This window comes from Streptomyces vietnamensis, from assembly GCF_000830005.1.
GTDB classification, from domain to species: Bacteria; Actinomycetota; Actinomycetes; order Streptomycetales; family Streptomycetaceae; genus Streptomyces; species Streptomyces vietnamensis.
In genome coordinates, this window is sequence record NZ_CP010407.1 from 3,959,711 (window position 1) to 3,979,145 (window position 19,435).

Genomic DNA, 19,435 nt, shown 5'->3' on the forward strand with positions numbered 1-19,435 from the left:
CTTTCCCCTGTGACCCCGGTCACCCTCAGATCATCAGGATCATCCGGCCCGGCCTGTGTCCCGCCTCCGCCCTGCGGTGCGCCTCCGCGACCTCCTCCAGGGGCATCACGTCGGCCACCCGGGTGACGAGCTCCCGGTCGGCCACCTTCCGCAGGCTCTCCGCGAGCCGGGCCGCGTCCGGCTTGGCCCGTACCGTCTCGACGCGGATGTCCCGCTCGGCGACCGGCACCCGGTCGGGGGCCAGCGCGGCGAACACGCCGCCGTCCTTGACCACCGGGAGCAGCTCGGGGCCGACGAGCGCGCCGTCGAAGACCCCGTCCACCCCGTCCGGGTCGCCCGCGCGCACCTTCGCGACCACGTCCTCCGGGAGGCCGCGCGTGACGACGTGGTCCGCGCCGAGGACGCGCAGTTCGGGCTCGTCGCCCTCGTGGGCGACGGCCACCACGCGCAGTCCGGCGGCATGGGCGTACTGGACGGCCAGGCGGCCCACCACCGCGCTCGCGCCGGTCACGAGCAGCGTCGCTCCGGCCGGGAGGCCGAGCCGTTCGAGGCCCTGCTGGGCGGTGGCCGAGGCCAGCGGCAGGGACGCGGCCACGGTGTAGTCCACGTCGTCCGGGATCGGGGCCAGCCACTCCGGGTCGGCCCAGATGATCTCGGCGTACGTGCCGTCGCCCGTCAGCATCTCGAACCAGGGCACGAAGCCGGCCACCCGGGTGCCGACCGCCATCTCGGGCTTTCCGGGCACGGGATCGAGCAGCTTGCCCGCGAAGTCCGTCCCCAGGACGAACGGGGGCCTCAGGTCGCCGACCGCGTCGGCGTACCGGCCCGCGCGGATCCGCAGATCGGCCTGGTTCACCCCGGCCGCCTTCAGGCCCACCCGCACCTTGCCCGGGACGGCCCCGGCCTCCGGCTTCGGCCGGCGGGCCATTCGGAGGACCTCGGGTCCGCCGTAGGCGGTCACTTCGACGACACGCATGACGTCACGCATGGGGTACTCCTCAGACGGAAGGCCCCCTCGTCGCCATTACACCCACGCTCCACAGCCACCAGCAACCTCTGTCCGCCCACCCGGGGAGGCCACCCGGGGAGGCCTCCCGGGGACGTCACCCGAGGACGTCTCTGAACGAACGGCGAAGTCCAGGTGGCGGGCCGCTACGCCGCCCCCGTCCTCGTACAGGCGTCCGTACCGTCCCGGCCATGGAGTGGATAACGCCGGAGAACCTCATCGCCGTGGGGACGGCCCTCGTCGGTGTCCTGGTCACGTTCGCCGTCGTCTGGATCGACCGGTTCTCGCCGCAGCGCAAGCGACTCGGCTACCGCGTGCAGCTCAACACCCCGCTCCACCGGGAGGAGAACCAGGACAGCGAGGTCACGACCGTGCGGGAGGGCCAGGTCGTGGGCATGGCCACGCCCACCGACGGGTCCACGCTCGTCCTCCTCCGCATCGAGAACGACCGCGAGCTCGACATCAGCTCCGAGGACTACGGCGCCTCCACCGACCCCCACGGCCTGAAGATCACCTTCGGCGAGCGGACCGTCCAGGGCGTCGTCGCCACCATCCCCTCCGCCTGGGACTCCGTACGGGAGGACCTGGAGCGCTCCCCCAAGCTCGGCCGCAACGGCAACGCCGTCCTCGTCCCCAAGGTGGCCCTGGAGCGCGGGCAGTACTTCAAGCTGCTCGTCCAGCTCTCCGGCGGCGTCGCCGACCGGGACATCAAGATCGACGGAAGCCTCCAGGGCGGCTCCATCCGGCGCAACCGGAGCACCACCCCCGACGAGAAGCCGCCCAGGTTCAGCCCCACCGCCCGGAACGTCACCCTCGTCCTCACCGCCTGCGTCGTCGCCCTCGCCGCGCTCATCGTCCGCGAGCAGAACCCGCCGCCCATCGGCTGCGCCCGGGGCACCCTCACCCTCACCGGCTCGACGGCCTTCGCGCCCGCCCTGCGGGCGGCGGCGAAGCAGTACGAGGAGGACTGCGAGGGCTCCACGGTGGCCGTGGACGTGCACGGCTCGACCGCCGGGATACGGGAGCTGGCCCAGGCCGGACCGGAGAAGGGCGCCGTCATCGCCTTCTCCGACGGGCGCAAGCCCGGCGGCTTCCCCGAGCTGCGGGAGAACAGGGTCGCCGTCTCCCTCTTCAGCGTCGTCGTGAACGACGGGATCCCCCTCGACGACCTCACCCTCGACCAGATCCGCCGCGTCTACCGGGGCGAGATCCGCAACTGGGGCGAGCTCGTCCCCGGCCTCGACCAGCCGGTCCTCCTCATCAGCCGCGACGCCAACTCCGGGACCCGGCAGGTCTTCCAGCGCCGGGTCCTCCACCGCAACGAGCCCGCCAACTCCTCCCAGGACTGCCAGACCTCCGACGACCCCGAGTCGAAGGTCATCCGCTGCGAACTCGACTCCACCGAGCAGGTCCTCGCCACCGTCGCCAAGCTCCCCGGCGCCCTCGGCTACTCCGAACTCCGCGCCACCGACGGACGCAAGGGCCTGCACCGGGTGGCCGTCGACGGGCGGCGGCCCGTCGTGGACGAGATCGGCGCATCCCCCTACCCCTACCGGGAGATCGAGTACGCCTACACCTGGGGCCTGCCCCGGACCGACTCCCTGACCTCCAGCTTCCTCACCTACCTCCGGTCGGGGCGCGGCCAGGACGTCATCGGCGCGCACGGGCACCTGCCCTGCTCCACCCCGAAGGGCCTGAAGGTCTGCGGGGAGGAGTGATGCGGGAATTGCGGGTCTGGCATGCTCCTGTGGCGTGGAGTCATTGCACGCGGAAGATCCGGTCAGCGTCGGCCCGTTCCGTCTGATCGGCCGCCTCGGGGTCGGTGGGATGGGCCGGGTGTTCCTGGCGCGCTCGGCCGGCGGGCGGACCGTCGCGGTCAAGGTGGTGCACGCGGAGCTGGCCGCCCAGGACGAGTTCCGGCGCCGGTTCGCCCGCGAGGTCGCCGCCCTCGAACGGGTCGGCGGCACCGGCACCGCGCCCGTCCTCGGCTCGGACACCACCGCCGAATCCCCGTGGGTCGCCATCGGCTACGTACCCGGCCCCTCGCTGCGGACCGTCGTCGGCGACGAGTTCGGGCCGCTGCCGCCCGCCACCGTACGGGCCCTGGCCTCCGGGCTCGCCCGCGCCCTCGACCACATCCACGCCGCCGGACTCGTCCACCGCGACCTCAAGCCGTCCAACGTGCTCCTCACCGTCGACGGGCCGCGGATCATCGACTTCGGCATCGCCCGCGCCGTCGACCACGTCGCCGAGGGCGGCGACCTGACCACCACCGGGGCCGTCGTCGGCTCCCCCGGCTTCATGTCGCCCGAGCAGGTCCGCGGCGACCAGGTCTCGCCCGCGTCGGACGTCTTCTGCCTCGGCTCCGTCCTCGCGTACGCGGCGACCGGCCGCGCCCCCTTCGGCACGGCGGACAGCGGCGTCCACGCCACGATGTTCCGCATCGCCCACGACGAGCCCGACCTGACGGACCTCCCGCCCGAGCTCTCCGGCCTCATCCGGGCCTGCCTCGCCAAGGACCCGGCGGCCCGGCCCACGGCCACCGAGATCGTCGAGACGCTCCCGGTCGCGGACCCGTGGCTCCCGGCGGACGTCCTGGCGCGGCTCGGGCGGCACGCGGCGCAGCTCCTCGAGGCGGAGGGGAGCAGTGCTCCTCCGGTCTCCGAGACTCCCCCGCCGCCCACGGGGGCGGCCTCCCCCACCCCCACCGCACCCGCCGCGCCCCGGCGCCGGGGCCGTACCGCGCTGCTCGCCGCCGTCACGGCGCTCGTCGTGGTGGCCGCGGCCGGCGTCGCGTACACGTACTGGCCGAAGAGCGGCGGCACCACGGGCGGCGGGGGCAAGAACGGCACCACCGGCCCCACCCGCGCCGCCGCCGGGATCGTCCCCGCCGCCTTCCTCGGCGCCTGGGAAGGCGTCCTCAAGGGCAAGGCGGACGCCCCGTACGAGACCAGCCGGATCGAGATCACCCAGGGCGCGGCGGGCGCCAAGGCCGCCGTCTACACCCACGTCACCGGGGAACAGCTCTGCATCGGCCGGGCCACCCTGATCTCCGCCACCGACAGCGAACTCGTCCTCGGCGAGGCCGAGATCACCGAGAGCGTGCCCGCCCAGCGCTGCACCCCGGCCGCCCGCCAGACCCTCACGCTGCGCTCGACCGACGTCGTCGAATGGGGCTCCGGCGTCGCCAGGGCCACCTTCCAGCGGGTCAAGGCCGGCGCGGACGTCGTCCCCGCCGCGTACGTCGGCAGGTGGAAGCAGGCGCCGGACACGGTGACCCAGCCCGACCCCGACCGCTGGACCTACGAGGTCACCATCACCCAGGGCCCGGTCGGCGCCCCGCTCGTCCGCTTCGAGCAGGCGTACCCGCGCACGGACGACGAGGGGAACCCGCTCTCCGGCACCGTCCGCTGCGCGACCACCGCCGTCGTCGGCGGCGCGGGCTCCCTCCTCGTCATCGGCCCGGAGACCCGCGACCCGGACACCTGGGACCCGGACTGCGTCGAGAACGGCTCCAGCAACCTCCGGATCGTCCGGTACCAGGGCAAGGACCGGCTCCAGTCCTACGGGATGAGCGCGGACGGGGAGCCGGCGGAGTTCGTCCGGGACTAGCGACCGGAGTTCGCCCGGGGCTGGCGACCTGAGTTCGTCCGGGACCGACGGGCGCTAGCGCGCGAGGAGTTCGAGCGCGGCCCGGACGGAGTCCAGGAGAGGCTGGCCGATCGCGCCGACGGTCACGGCCAGGTCCCGCAGCAGCACGAGCCCGCCGCGCCGCGCCTGCGGCACCGCGAGGCCGGCCGAAGCCCCGTCGAGCCGCTCGGCGACCTCGGGCTCCACCTGACCGCGCAGCTCCTCGATGCGCGCCAGCACGTCCGCCAGGGCGCGCTCCAGGTCCGGCGAGGCGTGGTGGTGGACGATGCCCTGGTTGTTGGTGCCGCCGTGCATGTTGACGACGTCGCCGTAGAAGTTGTCCCCGGCCATCACTTCACCACTCCCGTATTGCCGCTGCCGCCGTACATGTTCACGGAGTCCCCGAAGAAGTAGTTGCCGTAGTTGGTGATCGCCAGCGTCCCCACGGTGGCGCGAAACTCCGCGTCCGGCTTGTCGATCGCCTCGGCGATCGAGCGGACGAGCTGGTTGAGGTACTCGCGCTTCCCGGTCACCAGGGCCGTGGACCGGCCGTTGGTCTCGATGGCGAGGACGTCGTGGGACCCGGCGAAGGCCACGGAGGCCATGTCGCCGAAGAAGTAGATCAGCAGGGCCACGGTGAAGAAGATGGCGAACCCGAAGAAGCCGCCGAGCTCACTGCTGCTCGAATCGTACGAATCGTACGAACTCGGCGAGGACTGGTCCGCAAAGTACATGAGGATCAGGAGGACGGCGATCGTGATCCCGCCTCGCTTCAGGAACCGGGCGACGGCCTCCCCGCGCCGGGGCCGGAGCACGAAGGTGTAGACGCGGACGATGTTCTCCAGCGGGTACGCGCCTCCGTGCACCCAGAGCAGCCGCTTGCTGATGACCAGTCCGGGACCGCCGGGCAGCGGCGGCGGGGCGGCCGGCCTTTCCGGTGGCGGTGCGGATGACTGTGCCGGGGGCTGGGTCGGCGGCTGCGTCGGTGGCTGGGTCGATGGCTGAGTCGGCGGCTGGGTCGGTGGCTGGGGCGGCTTCGGTGGCGGCGTTTCGTTCGTTCCCATGCATCCCCCCGAGGTGGAACGGCTACGACGTGCCCCTCATTACGCAGCCGAAACACCCGCCCCACAAGTCGAGTTCAGGCCTCCTGGGGTACGACTTCGGCCGCCGCCCGCGCGTAGTCGTGGACCAGGAGGCGGGTGTCGTCGGCGCGCCAGGCGAGGGCGAAGCGGGTCGGGGAGACGCCGTCGACGGGGCGGACGACGACGCCGCCGCGGGTGAGCAGCGGGGCGTTGCCCTCGGCGACCAGGCAGATGCCGAGGCCGTCGACGAGGGCTTCGTACGTCTCGTCGGTGGAGCCGATCTCGGCGCCGATCCGGGCCGGGCGGCCGTCCCGCGCGTCCAGGGCCAGCCAGTGGTCGCGGAGTTCGGGGGCGACGTCCCCGGGCAGCGCGAGGAAGGGATCGTCGAGGAGGTCGGCGAAGTCGATCCGGTCGCGGCCGGCCAGCGGGTGTCGCTCGGGCAGGGCGATCAGGCGGGGCTCGGTGGCGACGACGACCCAGCGGTAGCGCTCGGCGTCGACCAGCGGGAGCCAGACGAACGCCAGGTCGCTGGTGCGGTCGGCGAGCCCGGCGGTCGGGTCGTCCCAGCCGATCTGGCGCAGCCGGAGCCGGGCCGCCGGGTGCTTCCCGGTGAAGCGGGACCGGATCGCGGGCAGCAGGCCGCCCCGGCCGGGGCTGGTCGACATGCCGATGACGAGGGTGGCCTCCCGCGCGGCCCGGGCGGCGCGCACCGCGCCCTCGGCCTCCGCCCACGCGGCGAGCACCGCGCGGGCGTGCGGCAGCAGCGCCGTACCGACCTCGGTGAGGCGGACGCCGTGCCGGTCGCGGTCGAAGAGGGGGGCGCCGAGCTGCCGCTCCAGGGCCCGGATCTGCTTGCTGAGCGCGGGCTGCGAGACGTACAGCCGCTCGGCGGCCCGCGTGAAGTGGAGCTCCTCGGCGACCGCGAGGAAGTACCGCAGATCCCGCCCGTGCACGTCCGTGATGGTCATGACCATGGGCTATCACGACAGATCTTGGACGGACAACGTCCCGCTGTCCCAAGCTTGTTGGGACAGAGAGAAACAGAGACAGCAGAGGGACACGCACATGAGCAAGGTCTGGCTGATCACGGGTGCGAACAGCGGCTTCGGGCGCGCCTTCACCGAGGCGGCGGTCGCCGCCGGGGACGTCGTGGTCGCCGCCGCGCGCCGCGCGGGCACCCTGGACGACCTGGTCGCCGCCCACCCCGACCAGGTCCACGCCGTCACCCTGGACGTCACCGACCTGGCCGCCGTCGACCGCGTGGTGGCCGAGGTCGCCGAGCGGCACGGCCGCATCGACGTCCTGGTCAACAACGCGGGCCGCACCCACGTCGGTTCGGTCGAGGAGACCACCGACGAGGAGCTCCGCTCCCTCTTCGACGTGCACGTCTTCGGCCCCGCCGCCCTCACCCGCGCCGTCCTGCCCCACATGCGGGCCCGCCGCTCGGGCGCGATCGTGCAGGTCAGCAGCATGGGCGGGCAGATGTCACTGCCCGGCTTCGGCGCCTACAGCGCGACCAAGTTCGCCCTGGAGGGCCTCTCCGAGGCGCTCGCCACCGAGGTCCGCCCGCTCGGCATCGACGTCCTCGTCGTCGAGCCCGGCGCCTTCCGCACCAGCCTCCTCGGATCGGGCGGCGTCAGCGGCGGCGGCATCGAGGACTACGCCGCCACCGTCGGCGCCACCCGCGCGTACGTCGAGACCGGCGGCGGCACCGAGGAGGGCGACCCGGCCAAGGCCGCCGCGGCCGTCCTCGCCGCCCTGAACGCCGACGAGACCCCGCTGCGACTCGCCCTCGGCTCCGACTCGATCGACGCGATCCACGCCCACCTCGACCAGGTCCGGGCGGACCTGAACGCGTGGGACAAGGTCGGCCGGGACACCAGGTTCGACGCGTAGCCGTCCTCCGTACGACACGCGAAAGGGCCCGCACCCCGGGGGGTGCGGGCCCTTTCGGCGTACCGCTCGCAGCCTTACAGGCTTACAGGCTTACAGGCTTACAGGCTTACAGGCTTACAGGCTTACAGGAAGGAGTTGATCTCGATCGTCTCGGTGCGGCCGGGGCCGACGCCGATCGCGGAGATCGGGGCGCCCGACATCTCCTCCAGGGCCTTCACGTACGCCTGCGCGTTCTTCGGGAGGTCCGCGAAGGTCTTGGCCTTCGTGATGTCCTCCGACCAGCCCGGCAGCATCTCGTAGATCGGCTTCGCGTGGTGGAAGTCGGTCTGCGAGTACGGCAGCTCCTCGACGCGCTTGCCGTCGATCTCGTACGCGACGCAGACCGGGATCTGCTCCCAGCCCGTCAGCACGTCGAGCTTGGTGAGGAAGAAGTCCGTCAGGCCGTTGACCCGGGTCGCGTAGCGCGCGATGACCGCGTCGAACCAGCCGCAGCGGCGGTCACGGCCGGTGGTGACACCGCGCTCGCCGCCGATGCGCCGCAGCGCCTCGCCGTCCGCGTCGAAGAGCTCCGTCGGGAACGGGCCGGCGCCGACGCGGGTCGTGTACGCCTTCAGGATGCCGATGACGCGGGAGATCTTCGTCGGGCCCACGCCCGCGCCCGTGCAGGCGCCGCCCGCGGTCGGGTTCGAGGAGGTGACGAAGGGGTACGTGCCGTGGTCGACGTCGAGCAGGGTGCCCTGGCCGCCCTCGAACAGCACGACCTTGTCCTCGTCGAGCGCGTTGTTGAGGATCAGGGTGGTGTCCGCGACGTACGGCTTGATCTGCTCCGCGTACTGGAGCATCTCCTCGACGATCTGCGCGGCGTCGATCGCGCGGCGGTTGTAGAGCTTGGCGAGGAGCTGGTTCTTGCCCTCGAGCGCCGCCTCGACCTTCTGGGTGAGGATCGACTCGTCGTACAGGTCCTGGACCCGGATGCCGACGCGGTTGATCTTGTCGGCGTAGGTCGGGCCGATGCCGCGGCCCGTCGTGCCGATCTTGCGCTTGCCGAGGAACCGTTCCGTCACCTTGTCGAGGGTGACGTTGTACGGGGTGATCAGGTGGGCGTTGCCGCTGATCAGGAGCTTCGACGTGTCGACGCCGCGCTCGTTCAGTCCGCTCAGCTCGGAGAGCAGGACCGCCGGGTCGACGACGACACCGTTTCCGATCACCGGGGTGCACCCCGGGGAGAGGATTCCGGAAGGGAGGAGGTGGAGCGCGTACTTCTGGTCGCCTACGACGACCGTGTGGCCGGCATTGTTGCCGCCCTGGTAACGCACCACGTAGTCCACGGATCCACCGAGCAGGTCGGTGGCCTTTCCCTTGCCCTCGTCACCCCACTGAGCACCGAGCAGCACAAGTGCGGGCACAGGCGTACACCCCTTCCGGGTGGGGCATGTCCAAGGTCAGGGGGCGTACGCCGCCTCACCGGTGTGCCCCGGAATAGACGAAGCCCCTGGCGCAATAGCGCAAGGGGCTCTTGCACAAAGATGCTACCCGAGGAAGGACCGAGGTGTCGGATCACGACCAGCTGCTGGTCATCGTCGACCCGGTCGCCCGCCGAAGTGACGGCGAGTCCGTACGGATCGCGAAGGATGTACTGTCCGCAGGCGCTGAGGCGAAGATCTGCCTGCCGGACGGCCCCGAGGAATTCTCCCGGGCCCTGGCCCGCCGCGGCTCCCGGCGGCCCGTCGTGCTCGGCGACGACCGCGCGCTGCTGCGCACGGTGGCCCTGCTGCACCGCGAGCGGGAGCTCGCCGACGGGGCCCTCTCGCTCGTCCCGATCGGCGCCCCGGACGCCCTGGAGGTGGCCCACGCGCTCGGCGTGCCGCGCTCCACGCCGGCGGCGGCCCGGGTCGCCCTGCACGGGGCCGTACGCCGCCTCGACCTGCTCGTCGACGACAGCGACGGGGTCGTACTCGGCGACCTCCTCGTCCCGGGCGTGCCCGTCCCCGTCGCCGCGGCGCCGTCCGTGTGGGGCACCTGCCGCTCCCTCGTCCGCACGCTGGTCCGCCCGGCGCCCGCGGCCGCGCCCGCCGCCCTGCTGCGGGTGGAGGCGGACGGGGTGCTGCTCGCCGACGTCGACGCGCCGGTGGAGGGCCTCACGGTCCGCCCGGTCGGCGGTACGGCCGAGGTGACCGTCCACCCGTCCTCGGCCCCCGCGCGGCACGCGACCGCCCGTACGGTCACGGTCTCGGGCCCGGACTTCCGCTACCGCGCGGACGGGCGGCTCACGGGGCCGGTGCGGCGGAGGACGTGGACGGTGCGGGCGGGGGCCTGGGGGCTGACATTGCCGGTGGAGGCCGCATAACGTCTCGGGCGGGGAGACAGGGACCGCTAGCCAGGTGGGGGAACGTGCGATGACGTGTGCGCTGGACGTCGAGGAGACGGCGGCGGGGCTGGAGCGCCACCGGCGAGGAACCGCCCTGCTGGTCGTCGCGGGGGTCGTGGCCCTCGTCCTGGCCGTCGCCGTCGAGCTGCTGGTCGCGGACACGTGGGCCTCCGACGCGACCTACTGGCTCTTCGCGCCCGGGTTCCTGGCGCTGTGCTTCGGGATCGGCTCATGGGGCAACGCGCGGCGGATGCGGCGGACCCTCGGCGCGGGCACCTGGTCGGCGCACCCCGCCGTGGCGATCGGCAGCAGCCAGTACGCGACGAGCGTCGTCCTGCGCTCCCCCGACGGCGCCGAGGCGTGGCCGCTGACCGTGATCACGACGCGGCAGCGGTACGAGCTGGTGCGGCCCGGTCCGGACGGCGTGCTGTGGTGGTGCGGCGACCCGCGCGTGGGCGGGGTCGTCACGACGCCCGGCAGCGGGCCGCTGATCTGGGCGAAGCCGATGCGCGGCGGACGCGTGCGGAGGCGGAGCGTCGCGCGCGCGGAGGCGGAGGGGCTGATGCGCCGGGCGGCGCCGCGGCAGCCGCAGGGGCCGCTGTCCAAGTCCGTACCCGGACCCGTACCCGTCACGGTGGACGACCCCTACGACCGCATCTACACCGCCCCCTACGACAACCTCTACGACAACCCCGACGCCGACCACGAGGACAGCCCCGACGACAGCCTCTACGACAACCCTGACGCCGGCCCCGAGGACCGTCCCGACCCCAGCCCCGACGACCGTCCCGACGCCGGTCCCGGCACCAGCTCTTCCGTGCGGCTCGACAGGGAGCCCACGCCGTCCGGGCCCACCTACGCGGAGCTCGCCGCGCACGCCCAGCGGCAGGCCACGCCCCTGGGCCGGGGCCGGGCGCCCCGCCCGGAGGCGGACGTGCGCGAGGTGGCCTGGTGGCGGGTGCGGAGCCTGCGGCGGGTCGCCGGGGTGCAGCGGGTCCTCGTCGCGCTCGCGTTCTGCGCGGCCCTGGGCGCGGCCGCGCTGACCGGGCCGCCGAAGGAGGACCTGCTGAAGCTGGGCGTCGCGGGCGCGCTGGCCCTGGGCGTTCTCGTGTACTCCTGCTACCAGCTGCTGACCACCGGCATACCCGCGGCACGCCTGACGGCCCGGGCCGCGGCCCGCCCCGGCTACGTGCAGCGCCGGTACGTCCTGCTGTACGACCCCCACGGCGGCGCGCCCGTCCTGGTGCTCTTCCCGATGTACGGCAGCGGGGGCGCCGAGGCCGAGGGGGTGCTCCCGCTGATTCCGCCGGGCTCGCAGAAGGAGCCGCGCCGCGGGCTTCCGGCCCTGCCCGTCGGCACCGTCTCCCTGCACGGCTGGCAGGACTTCACGCCGGACGACCGCATGCCGTTCGTGGTGCCGTGGATCGACGGGCGCCCGCTGTGGCCGGCGGGGCCTTACCGGGAGGCGGACGGGCGGCCGGATTTCACCGCGCTCCTCGAACGGCTCGCCCCGCCCCTGGAGACTCAGGCCTCCTGAGCTCCCGCGTCCTTGTGGGCGCGCCAGCGGTCCATGATCCCGGCCATCTCGCCGTGCAGGAAGGCGAAGAACTCGGCCGTCTCCGCGATGCGGCGGCCCGCCGCGCTGTCCGTCCCGAGGGTCGCGGCGCCCTCGTCGAGGACCTTCTCCCAGCGGGTGAGGGTCTGGTCGCGGCGGGTGAAGGTCTCGTACCAGAGCTCGTTGTGGAGGACGTACCGCTCGCGGCGGGTGCCGGGGTCGCGCTCGCGGCTGACCATGCCGACCTGGGAGAGGTAGCGGATCGCGCCGGAGACGGCGGCCGGGCTGATCCGCAGCTGGTCGGCCAGCTCGGCCGAGGTCATGGAGGCCGTCTCGGAGGCGAGGAGCGCGGCGAAGACGCGGCTCGCCATGCGCTGCATGCCGGCGGCGGTCATCTCGGCGGCGAAGCGCTCGACGAAGCGGGAGGCCGCCTCGTCCCCGGTCGTTTCCTTGGGCGTCGTCGTCATGTTCCCCACTCTAAGCGCGGATTCATGCGCTTCCTTAACTTCACAAGTTTGTGAAATGAGCGTACGTTCTGAAGCATGACGAAGGCAATCAGCGTCGTCGGACTCCACAAGTCCTTCGGGCGCACCCACGCCCTCGACGGCCTCGACCTCACCGTCGAGACCGGCGAGGTCCACGGCTTCCTCGGCCCCAACGGCGCCGGGAAGTCCACCGCCATCCGGGTCCTCCTGGGCCTCCTCCGCGCCGACTCCGGCGCCGCGCAGCTCCTCGGCCGCGACCCCTGGGCCGACGCCGTCGAGCTGCACCGCCGCATCGCGTACGTCCCCGGCGACGTGACCCTCTGGCGCAACCTGTCCGGTGGCGAGGTCATCGACCTGTACGGACGGCTGCGCGGGGGCGCCGGGCTCGACAAGGCCCGGCGCGCCGAGCTGATCGAGCGCTTCGAGCTCGACCCCACCAAGAAGGGCCGCACCTACTCCAAGGGCAACCGGCAGAAGGTCGCCCTGGTCGCCGCCTTCGCCTCCGACGTCGACCTGCTCGTCCTCGACGAGCCGACCAGCGGCCTCGACCCACTGATGGAGGAGGTCTTCCAGGACTGCGTGCGGGAGGCGAGCCGGCAGGGGCGGACGGTGCTCCTGTCCTCGCACATCCTCAGCGAGGTCGAGGCGCTCTGCGACCGGATCAGCATCGTCCGCAAGGGCCGCACCGTCGAGTCGGGTTCGCTCGCGGAGCTGCGGCACCTGACCCGTACCAGCGTCACCGCCGAACTCGCCGGACCGCCCAACGGCCTCGCCCACCTGCCCGGCGTCCACGGCTTCGACGCGCAGGGCGGCCGCGTGAAGTTCCAGGTCGACACCGACAAGCTCGACGCCGTCCTCCGCTCCCTGACCGCCTCGGGCGTACGGAGCCTGACCTCCACCCCGCCCACCCTGGAGGAGCTCTTCCTCCGGCACTACACGGACGGGGTCGCGTCATGACCCTCACCGGCACCGGCGCCCTCCCGCGGACCGGGAGCTTCGCCGCCACCGGCGTCCTCACGCGGCTCGCGCTGCGCCGCGACCGGGTGGTGCTCCCCGTCTGGGCGCTCGTCACCGGCGGCCTGGTCGCGAGCGGCGCCGGCTCCCTGGAGGGTCTTTACGGCACGGCCGCCGAGCGGGCCGAGCTCGCCGCCTCCATGACCGCCAACAGCTCGATGCGCGCCATGTACGGGCCGGTCTTCGGCGACTCCCTCGGCGGGCTCGTCGCCTGGCGCTTCGGCACCTTCGGCGCGGTCCTCGCCGCCGTCGCGAGCCTGATCGTGGTGGTACGGCACACCCGCGAGGAGGAGGAGACGGGCCGTCAGGAGATGCTGTCCGCAGGGGCGGTGGGGCGCAGGGCCCCGCTGACGGCGGCGCTCCTCGCCGCGCTCACCCTCAACACGGCCGTCGCCCTCGTCGTCACCGCCGGCCTCGCCGGCCAGGGTGCGGCCGGGGCGCTCGCCCTCGGTCTGGCGATCGGCGGCACCGGCATGGTCTTCGCGACGGCGGCCGCGCTCGCCGCCCAGTTCACGGAGAGCGCGCGGCTCGCGAAGGGCCTGACGGCGGCCGTCCTGGGCCTGGCGTTCGTCCTGCGGGCGGCGGGGGACGCCGGTACGGCCGACGGTTCGTCCGTCCTCACGTGGCTCTCGCCGGTCGGCTGGGCCGAACACGTCCGCGCCTTCGCCGGCGAGCGCTGGTGGGTACTGCTCCTGCTCCTCGCGGCCGTCCTGGTGCAGACGGCGGCGGCGTACGCGCTGACCGCCCGCCGCGACGTCGGCGCGAGCTTCCTGGCGACCCGGCCGGGACCGGCGGAGGGGCGGCTCGCGTCGGCCGGGGCACTCGCGTGGCGGCTCCAGCGCGGCACGCTCCTCGGCTGGTCGCTCGGCTTCCTGCTCGGCGGGCTCGTCTTCGGCGGGATGGTCGAGGGCGCGGCCGACATCGTCGGCGGCAACGAACCGGCCCGGGAGATCTTCGAGCGGATGGGCGGCCAGAGCGCCCTGACCGACGCCTTCCTCGCCACGATGGTGTCCCTCTTCGGGATGCTCGCGGCGCTGTACGCGGTCGGTTCCGTGCTGCGGCCGGGCACCGAGGAGACCTCGGGCCGGGCCGAACCGCTCCTGGCGGGCGCGCTCGGCCGGCTCCGCTGGGCCGCCGGGCACCTGGTGATCGCCTTCGCCGGCTCCGCCCTGATCCTGACCCTCGCCGGACTCGGCCTGGCCCTCTCGTACGGGCACGACCTCGGCCCCGTCCTGGGCGCCGTGCTCGCCCAGCTCCCGGCCGTGTGGACGCTCGCCGGGCTCGCGGTGCTGCTCTGGGGCGCGGCCCCGAAGGCCGCGACCGCCGCGTGGGGCGTGGCCGGGCTCTGTCTGGCCCTCGGCTGGATCGGCCCGGCGCTCGGCCTGCCGCAGACCGTCCTGAACCTCTCCCCCTTCGGGCACCTGCCGAAGCTGCCGGGCGGCCAGGAGATGACCTGGACCCCGCTCCTGGCCCTGACGGCCCTGGCAGCGGCCCTGACGGCGGCGGGCCTCGCGGGGCTGCGGCGGCGGGACCTGCTGACCTGAGGCCCCTGTGCGCCTCAGGGCCCGTCTGACCATTCGCGCCGGATCAGACCCTAGGTTCGCGACGCGGGCATGAGCGTGCGCGCCAGCACCTCCAGCGCCTCCGTGACCTCCCGGAGGCGCTGCGGGTCGTCGGACCCCAGCGCGGCGGCGAGCGCGCCTTCGATGCGGGTGGCCCGCACCTCCGCCACCCGCTCGGACGCCTCCGCGGCGGGGCGCACGAGCACCCGGCGCCGGTCGGCGGGGTCCGGCACGGCCAGCACCGAACCGGCCTCCTTCAACCTGGCCACGGCCGTGGACACCTGACTCTGCGGCAGCCCGGTCCGCGCGGCGATCTCGCCGACGGCGCTGTCGGGGTGGGCGGCGATGTCGCCGGCGACGATCAGCACCAGCCGGGCGCTGCCGGCGTACCGGCCCTCGCCGCCGGGGGGCTCGGGCAGCGCGTCCTCGCCGATCTTCATCAGGACGCGGCCCAGGAGGAACAGTTCGGCTCCATTCACCCCGTCAACATACATCGAACTCGATTCATCCAATCTGATTCATCGGGATTGATGCATCGAGTTGGATGGAATAACGTCGACGAGGAGGACGGGGGGCGCGACGCCCTCCGCACACGAAGGGGGAGACCCATGACCACGACGACTCCGACCGAGGGCACGCTCGACGTTCCGGGGGCGGTCCTGCACTACCAGGTCCGGGGCACCGGTCCGACGCTGCTGATCTCGCAGAGCGGCGAGGGCGACGCCGACCGCAGCACCGACCTCGTCGCCCGGCTGACCGACTCCTACCGCGTGATCACCTACGACCGTCGCGGCCTCTCCCGCAGCCGGCTCGACGCCCCGGAGCGGGGAGCGACGCTGGTCGAGCACGCCGACGACGTCCAGCGTCTCCTCGCCGCCCTCACCGACGCGCCCGCCCTCATGCTCGGCTGCAGCATGGGCGCCGTCATCGGACTGCACGTGGCCGTGCGCCACCCCGGACTGATCCGCACGCTCGTGGCCCACGAGCCCGTCGCCCCGCGCCTGCTGCCCGACGAGGAGCGCACGCGCCACGAGCAGGAGCTCACCGCCCTCCAGGAGCTGTACCGCCAGGAAGGCCTCTCCGTCGCCCTGCCGGAGATCGCCCGGACCCTGGGCATAGACCCCACCGGCGCCGACGCCGAGCCCGGTCTGACGCCCCAGCCGATGAACGCCCTGCGCGTGGCCAACTTCGACCACTTCATCCGCCACGACTTCACGGCGATCGTCCACGACACGCTGGACCCCGCCGCCCTGGCGCACACCGGCACCCGCATCGTCCCCGCCGTCGGCCGCACCACCCCGCGCACCGTCTTCGACCGCCGGTGCGCGGCCTCCCTGGCCGAGCTCGTCGGCGAGGAGCCGGCGGAGTTCCCCGGCGGACACAACGGCAACACCAGCCACCCGGAGGCGTATGCGACGCGCCTCCGCCAGGTCCTGGCGGAGACATGCTGAGCCGAAGGGCCGGGGTGCGCCGCTCAGACCTCCACGAGCAGCTCCTCGAAGCCCCGGATGACGTACCCCGGCTTCCACACCGGTTCGGCGGCGAGCCTCAGACCCGGTGCCTGCCGCAGCAGCTCGCCGAAGACGGCGGTCAGTTCGAGGCGGGCGAGCGGGGCGCCGAGGCAGTAGTGGATGCCGGCGCCGAAGGTGATGTGCGGGTTGTCGGCCCGTTCGAGGTCGAGGACGTCGGCGGTGGGGCCGAAGCGGGCGGGGTCGCGATTGGCGGAGCCGAAGAGGAGGGCGACCTCGGAGCCGCGCGGGATGGTGACGCCGCCGAGCTCGATGTCGTCGAGGACCCAGCGCTCGAACATCTGGAGCGGGGTGTCGTAGCGCAGCAGCTCTTCCACAGCTGTGGACAACTTTTCGGGATCCGGCCGGACGTCCTGCTTGAGCAGCGTCCACCAGCCGTTGACCGTGGTGTTGACGGTGGCCTCGTGGCCCGCGTTGAGGAGCAGGACACAGGTGGAGATCATCTCCTGTTCCGTCAGCTCCTCCACCGCGATCAGGGACGAGATCAGGTCCTCCCCCGGGCTCTTCCGCCGCCGCGCGATCAACTCCCGCAGATAGTCCGAGAACTCGACCGAGGCCTCGACCGCCCGCCGGGCCGTCTCCTCCGAGGGGTTCAGCTCGAACATCCCGCAGATCGCCGCCGACCAGGGCCGCAGCCGCCCCCGCTCCTCGTCCTCCGCCGGAACGCCGAGCATCTCGGCGATCACCGCGACCGGCAGCGGCTCGGCGACCCGCGCGAGCAGATCGCCGCCGCCGTCGGCGACCAGTCCCCCGACCAGGTCCGCGGCCAGCCTCCGTACCGTCGGCGCCAGGTTCTCCACCGTCCTCGGTGTGAACGCCTTCGAGACGAGCCGCCGGATCCGGGTGTGGTCGGGCGCCTCCAGATCGAGCAGCCCGTGGTCGTTGAGCGTGTGGAAGGGCTCGTACGCGGCGTCCGGCGCCGGACGCCCGAACTCCTCGTGCGTGAAGCGATGGGTGTACGTCCGGCCGAGGCGCCGGTCCCGAAGGAGCGCGGCCACGTCCTCGTAGTGCGGGATGAGCCACTGGCGGGTGGGGCCGTGCCAGTGCGCGCGGCCGGCGGCGCGCAGTCGGGCGTAGGCGGGGTAGGGATCGGCGACGAACTCCGCCGACCAGGGGTCGTACACAGCGTCAACAGCATCCATGCCCGGACGCTACCCCCGGACCGGGCACCCCTCCCGTACCGGCGCCGCGCCCGAACTGGCACCCCTCCCGAACCGGCACCGCGCCCGTACCGGGCGCCCCTCCCCTACCGACACCGCGTCCAGTCCGGGCGCCGCGCCCGGACCGGCGCCTCAGCCGCCGACGCGTACAAGGCCCGCCTCGTACGCGAAGACCGCCGCCTGTGTGCGGTCGCGCAGGCCCAGTTTCACCAGGATGCGGCTGACGTGCGTCTTGATCGTCGACTCGGCGACGACGAGGTGGCCGGCGATCTCGGCGTTCGACAGGCCCTGCGCGATGAGGACGAGGACCTCCGTCTCCCGCTCGGTCAGTTCCCCGATCTGCGCCATCGCCGGCGGGCGCGGAGACGTCCCCGGCGCCTTCGCGAACTCGGTGATCAGCCGCTTCGTGACGGTCGGCGCGAGCAGCGCCTCGCCGGACGCGACGACCCGCACGCCCTCGGCGAGCTGCCGGGCCGAGGCGTCCTTGAGGAGGAAGCCGGAGGCCCCGGCGCGCAGCGCCTGGTACACGTACTCGTCGAGGTCGAAGGTCGTCAGGACGAGCACCTTCGCGTCCGCGTCGGCGGCGACGATCTCCCGGGTGGCCTCGATGCCGTTCAGCTCGGGCATCCGGATGTCCATGAGGACCACGTCGGGGTGGAGGGCGGCGACCTGCTCGATCGCCTCCCGGCCGTTGACCGCCTCGCCGACGACCTCGATGTCCGGCATCGCGCCGAGCAGAACGGAGAAACCCTCACGGACCATCATCTGGTCGTCGACGATCAGTACCCGGATCACGTCTGCTGCTCCTCACGGCTCACGGGGACGAAGGCCGCCACCTCGTACCCACCGTCCTCGGTCGCCCCGGCCGTCATCTCCCCGCCCAGCATCGTCACACGCTCCCGCATGCCGGTGATGCCGTGCCCGGCGCCCGGCGAAGGCTTGACCAGGCCTCGGGCCGGGCCGTTGGCGATCCGCAGGCCGAGACCGCCGAGGACGTAGCTGACCTCGACCTTCGCGGCGGCGCCCGGGGCGTGCCGCAGGACGTTCGAGAGGGCCTCCTGGACGATCCGGTACGCGGAGAGCTCCACGCCCTGCGGCAGCTCGCGCACCGCGCCGGTCACCGTCTTCTCCACGTCGAGCCCGGCCTCGCGGACGTTGTCGACGAGCGTGTCCAGGTCGCCGAGGGTCGGCTGCGGGGCGTCGGGCGCCTCGTAGTCCTCGGCCCGTACGACCCCGAGGATGCGGCGCAGCTCGGTCAGCGCGGCGACGGCGTTCTCCCGGATCGTGAGGAACGCCTGCTCCAGCTCCGGCGGCGGGTTCTCCACCCGGTAGGGCGCGGCCTCCGCCTGGATGGCGACCACCGACATGTGGTGGGCGACGACGTCGTGCAGCTCGCGGGCGATGGTCGTCCGCTCCTCCAGGACGGTCCGCTTGGAGATCTCCTGCGCGGTGACGGTCTGCTGGGCGGTGACCTCGCGGGTCGCCTGGCGGCGGACCTGGAAGACGGTGACGGTGAGGAGGACGAGGGCCGCGATGAACAGCAGCGGTACCGAGTCGGAGCTGCGCCCGACCCCGAGGAACATCTCGGCGAAGAGGCAGTAGCCCGCCGTCACCAGCCACATCCACACGGCCGTGCGGGGTCGGGAGCGGGCGGCGACGACGGCGAGGACCACCAGATGGGCGGCGAGCGAGTTCGCCGCCCAGGGCCAGCCGCCCTCGTAGCCGGCGATGTATCCGACGAAGGGGATCGACGCGAGCGAGGCCCAGAAGGCGAGGACGGGCCTGACCAGGGTGAGCATCACGATCGCGGCCGGCGCGACGGAGGTCACGAACGCGAGCAACCCGAAGGCGTAGTAGATGCGGTCGTACCCCATGGCGAAGACGATCACGGCGCAGAAGGCGACGACCGCGTGCGGGAGCAGACCGGCATAGATCCGTATCCGCGCCGGAAGGAAGCGCGTCGGGCCGCTCTCCACGTCCATGCGCGGCAGCGGCCGGTAGGCGAAGGCGTCGTGGAAGAGTTCCTGGCGCAGCCCGCCGAGCGCCACCTGCACCAGGCGGAACTCGGGGCTGCGGCTCGTCTCGGAGGACTGTGTCTGGGTCACACCGAAGACGGTACGGGGGGCGGGGGACCCGGTCGTCCCGCTG

General features: G+C 73.1%; 18 protein-coding genes. 8 read left to right on the forward strand and 10 right to left on the reverse strand.

Annotated elements, in window-relative coordinates; translation table 11 throughout:
• Window positions 1-25 precede the first annotated feature (25 nt).
• On the reverse strand, window positions 26-988 hold the full coding sequence (locus SVTN_RS17565) for an NADP-dependent oxidoreductase (protein WP_245727572.1): 963 nt from the start codon (window positions 986-988) through the stop codon (window positions 26-28).
• A 209-nt stretch (window positions 989-1,197) separates the two neighbouring features.
• On the opposite strand from SVTN_RS17565, the gene SVTN_RS17570 reads away from it, so the two are divergent.
• Together SVTN_RS17570 and SVTN_RS17575 are read left to right on the forward strand one after the other, a co-directional pair.
• Complete coding sequence (locus SVTN_RS17570; protein ID WP_041129949.1) at window positions 1,198-2,724, forward strand: substrate-binding domain-containing protein; 1,527 nt, start codon at window positions 1,198-1,200, stop codon at window positions 2,722-2,724.
• A gap of 34 nt (window positions 2,725-2,758) precedes the next feature.
• On the forward strand, window positions 2,759-4,618 hold the full coding sequence (locus SVTN_RS17575; protein ID WP_041129950.1) for a serine/threonine-protein kinase: 1,860 nt from the start codon (window positions 2,759-2,761) through the stop codon (window positions 4,616-4,618).
• A gap of 54 nt (window positions 4,619-4,672) precedes the next feature.
• Here SVTN_RS17575 and SVTN_RS17580 read toward each other — a convergent pair whose 3' ends face one another.
• From SVTN_RS17580 to SVTN_RS17590, 3 genes are all read right to left on the reverse strand, one after another.
• Complete coding sequence (locus SVTN_RS17580; protein ID WP_041129951.1) at window positions 4,673-4,987, reverse strand: hypothetical protein; 315 nt, start codon at window positions 4,985-4,987, stop codon at window positions 4,673-4,675.
• Entirely contained in the window at window positions 4,987-5,547 is a 561-nt protein-coding gene (locus tag SVTN_RS17585) for a DUF6232 family protein (RefSeq protein ID WP_041134000.1), read from the reverse strand. The genes SVTN_RS17580 and SVTN_RS17585 overlap by 1 nt, the downstream gene beginning before the upstream one ends.
• Before the next feature lie 227 nt (window positions 5,548-5,774).
• Window positions 5,775-6,692 carry a LysR family transcriptional regulator gene (locus SVTN_RS17590; RefSeq protein WP_425428984.1) on the reverse strand — a complete coding sequence of 306 codons (918 nt, stop codon included), beginning with the start codon at window positions 6,690-6,692 and terminating at the stop codon, window positions 5,775-5,777.
• A gap of 91 nt (window positions 6,693-6,783) precedes the next feature.
• Here SVTN_RS17590 and SVTN_RS17595 point away from each other — a divergent pair, with 91 nt between their 5' ends.
• Window positions 6,784-7,614: an oxidoreductase gene (locus SVTN_RS17595; protein ID WP_041129952.1), complete on the forward strand. Its 831-nt coding sequence runs from the start codon at window positions 6,784-6,786 to the stop codon at window positions 7,612-7,614.
• 122 nt (window positions 7,615-7,736) lie between these two features.
• On the opposite strand, the gene SVTN_RS17600 is transcribed toward SVTN_RS17595, so the two are convergent.
• Window positions 7,737-9,020 (reverse strand): adenylosuccinate synthase, encoded by a 1,284-nt coding sequence (locus tag SVTN_RS17600; RefSeq protein ID WP_041129953.1) that lies wholly within the window; start codon window positions 9,018-9,020, stop codon window positions 7,737-7,739.
• 110 nt (window positions 9,021-9,130) lie between these two features.
• On the opposite strand from SVTN_RS17600, the gene SVTN_RS17605 reads away from it, so the two are divergent.
• Together SVTN_RS17605 and SVTN_RS17610 are read left to right on the forward strand one after the other, a co-directional pair.
• Window positions 9,131-9,961, forward strand: coding sequence for a diacylglycerol kinase family protein (locus SVTN_RS17605; RefSeq protein WP_078908393.1), 831 nt, complete (start codon window positions 9,131-9,133; stop codon window positions 9,959-9,961).
• A 49-nt stretch (window positions 9,962-10,010) separates the two neighbouring features.
• On the forward strand, window positions 10,011-11,519 hold the full coding sequence (locus SVTN_RS17610) for a hypothetical protein (RefSeq protein WP_041129955.1): 1,509 nt from the start codon (window positions 10,011-10,013) through the stop codon (window positions 11,517-11,519).
• Here the strand turns inward: SVTN_RS17610 and SVTN_RS17615 are convergent.
• Entirely contained in the window at window positions 11,507-12,004 is a 498-nt protein-coding gene (locus tag SVTN_RS17615) for a GbsR/MarR family transcriptional regulator (protein WP_041129956.1), read from the reverse strand. The genes SVTN_RS17610 and SVTN_RS17615 overlap by 13 nt on opposite strands.
• Window positions 12,005-12,079: 75 nt before the next feature.
• Here SVTN_RS17615 and SVTN_RS17620 point away from each other — a divergent pair, with 75 nt between their 5' ends.
• Window positions 12,080-12,979 carry an ABC transporter ATP-binding protein gene (locus tag SVTN_RS17620; protein ID WP_041129957.1) on the forward strand — a complete coding sequence of 300 codons (900 nt, stop codon included), beginning with the start codon at window positions 12,080-12,082 and terminating at the stop codon, window positions 12,977-12,979.
• Window positions 12,976-14,580: an ABC transporter permease gene (locus SVTN_RS17625; RefSeq protein ID WP_041129958.1), complete on the forward strand. Its 1,605-nt coding sequence runs from the start codon at window positions 12,976-12,978 to the stop codon at window positions 14,578-14,580. Before SVTN_RS17620 ends, SVTN_RS17625 begins: the two co-directional genes overlap by 4 nt.
• A gap of 50 nt (window positions 14,581-14,630) precedes the next feature.
• On the opposite strand, the gene SVTN_RS17630 is transcribed toward SVTN_RS17625, so the two are convergent.
• A complete protein-coding gene (locus SVTN_RS17630; protein ID WP_099055206.1) occupies window positions 14,631-15,077 on the reverse strand; it encodes a MarR family winged helix-turn-helix transcriptional regulator in 447 nt (148 codons plus the stop codon).
• A gap of 129 nt (window positions 15,078-15,206) precedes the next feature.
• Here SVTN_RS17630 and SVTN_RS17635 point away from each other — a divergent pair, with 129 nt between their 5' ends.
• Window positions 15,207-16,049, forward strand: coding sequence for an alpha/beta fold hydrolase (locus tag SVTN_RS17635; protein WP_041129960.1), 843 nt, complete (start codon window positions 15,207-15,209; stop codon window positions 16,047-16,049).
• 23 nt (window positions 16,050-16,072) lie between these two features.
• Here the strand turns inward: SVTN_RS17635 and SVTN_RS17640 are convergent, their stop codons facing one another.
• The 3 genes from SVTN_RS17640 to SVTN_RS17650 all read right to left on the reverse strand — a co-directional run bounded on the left by SVTN_RS17640 (window position 16,073) and on the right by SVTN_RS17650 (window position 19,392).
• Window positions 16,073-17,269 (reverse strand): cytochrome P450, encoded by a 1,197-nt coding sequence (locus tag SVTN_RS17640; RefSeq protein WP_041129961.1) that lies wholly within the window; start codon window positions 17,267-17,269, stop codon window positions 16,073-16,075.
• 150 nt (window positions 17,270-17,419) lie between these two features.
• A complete protein-coding gene (locus tag SVTN_RS17645; protein ID WP_041129962.1) occupies window positions 17,420-18,082 on the reverse strand; it encodes a response regulator in 663 nt (220 codons plus the stop codon).
• Window positions 18,079-19,392, reverse strand: a complete 1,314-nt coding sequence (locus SVTN_RS17650; RefSeq protein WP_041129963.1) for a sensor histidine kinase — start codon at window positions 19,390-19,392, stop codon at window positions 18,079-18,081. Before SVTN_RS17650 ends, SVTN_RS17645 begins: the two co-directional genes overlap by 4 nt.
• Between the last annotated feature and the right edge of the window lie 43 nt (window positions 19,393-19,435).

Bases quoted from the DNA above. Each gene is read 5' to 3' on its own strand.
- SVTN_RS17565 (WP_245727572.1), bottom strand. From the start codon at position 988: ATGCGTGACGTCATGCGTGTCGTCGAAGTGACCGCCTACGGCGGACCC.
- SVTN_RS17570 (WP_041129949.1), top strand. From the start codon at position 1,198: ATGGAGTGGATAACGCCGGAGAACCTCATCGCCGTGGGGACGGCCCTC.
- SVTN_RS17580 (WP_041129951.1), bottom strand. From the start codon at position 4,987: ATGGCCGGGGACAACTTCTACGGCGACGTCGTCAACATGCACGGCGGC.
- SVTN_RS17590 (WP_425428984.1), bottom strand. From the start codon at position 6,692: ATGGTCATGACCATCACGGACGTGCACGGGCGGGATCTGCGGTACTTC.
- SVTN_RS17595 (WP_041129952.1), top strand. From the start codon at position 6,784: ATGAGCAAGGTCTGGCTGATCACGGGTGCGAACAGCGGCTTCGGGCGC.
- SVTN_RS17610 (WP_041129955.1), top strand. From the start codon at position 10,011: ATGACGTGTGCGCTGGACGTCGAGGAGACGGCGGCGGGGCTGGAGCGC.
- SVTN_RS17615 (WP_041129956.1), bottom strand. From the start codon at position 12,004: ATGACGACGACGCCCAAGGAAACGACCGGGGACGAGGCGGCCTCCCGC.
- SVTN_RS17620 (WP_041129957.1), top strand. From the start codon at position 12,080: ATGACGAAGGCAATCAGCGTCGTCGGACTCCACAAGTCCTTCGGGCGC.
- SVTN_RS17625 (WP_041129958.1), top strand. From the start codon at position 12,976: ATGACCCTCACCGGCACCGGCGCCCTCCCGCGGACCGGGAGCTTCGCC.
- SVTN_RS17635 (WP_041129960.1), top strand. From the start codon at position 15,207: ATGACCACGACGACTCCGACCGAGGGCACGCTCGACGTTCCGGGGGCG.
- SVTN_RS17640 (WP_041129961.1), bottom strand. From the start codon at position 17,269: ATGGATGCTGTTGACGCTGTGTACGACCCCTGGTCGGCGGAGTTCGTC.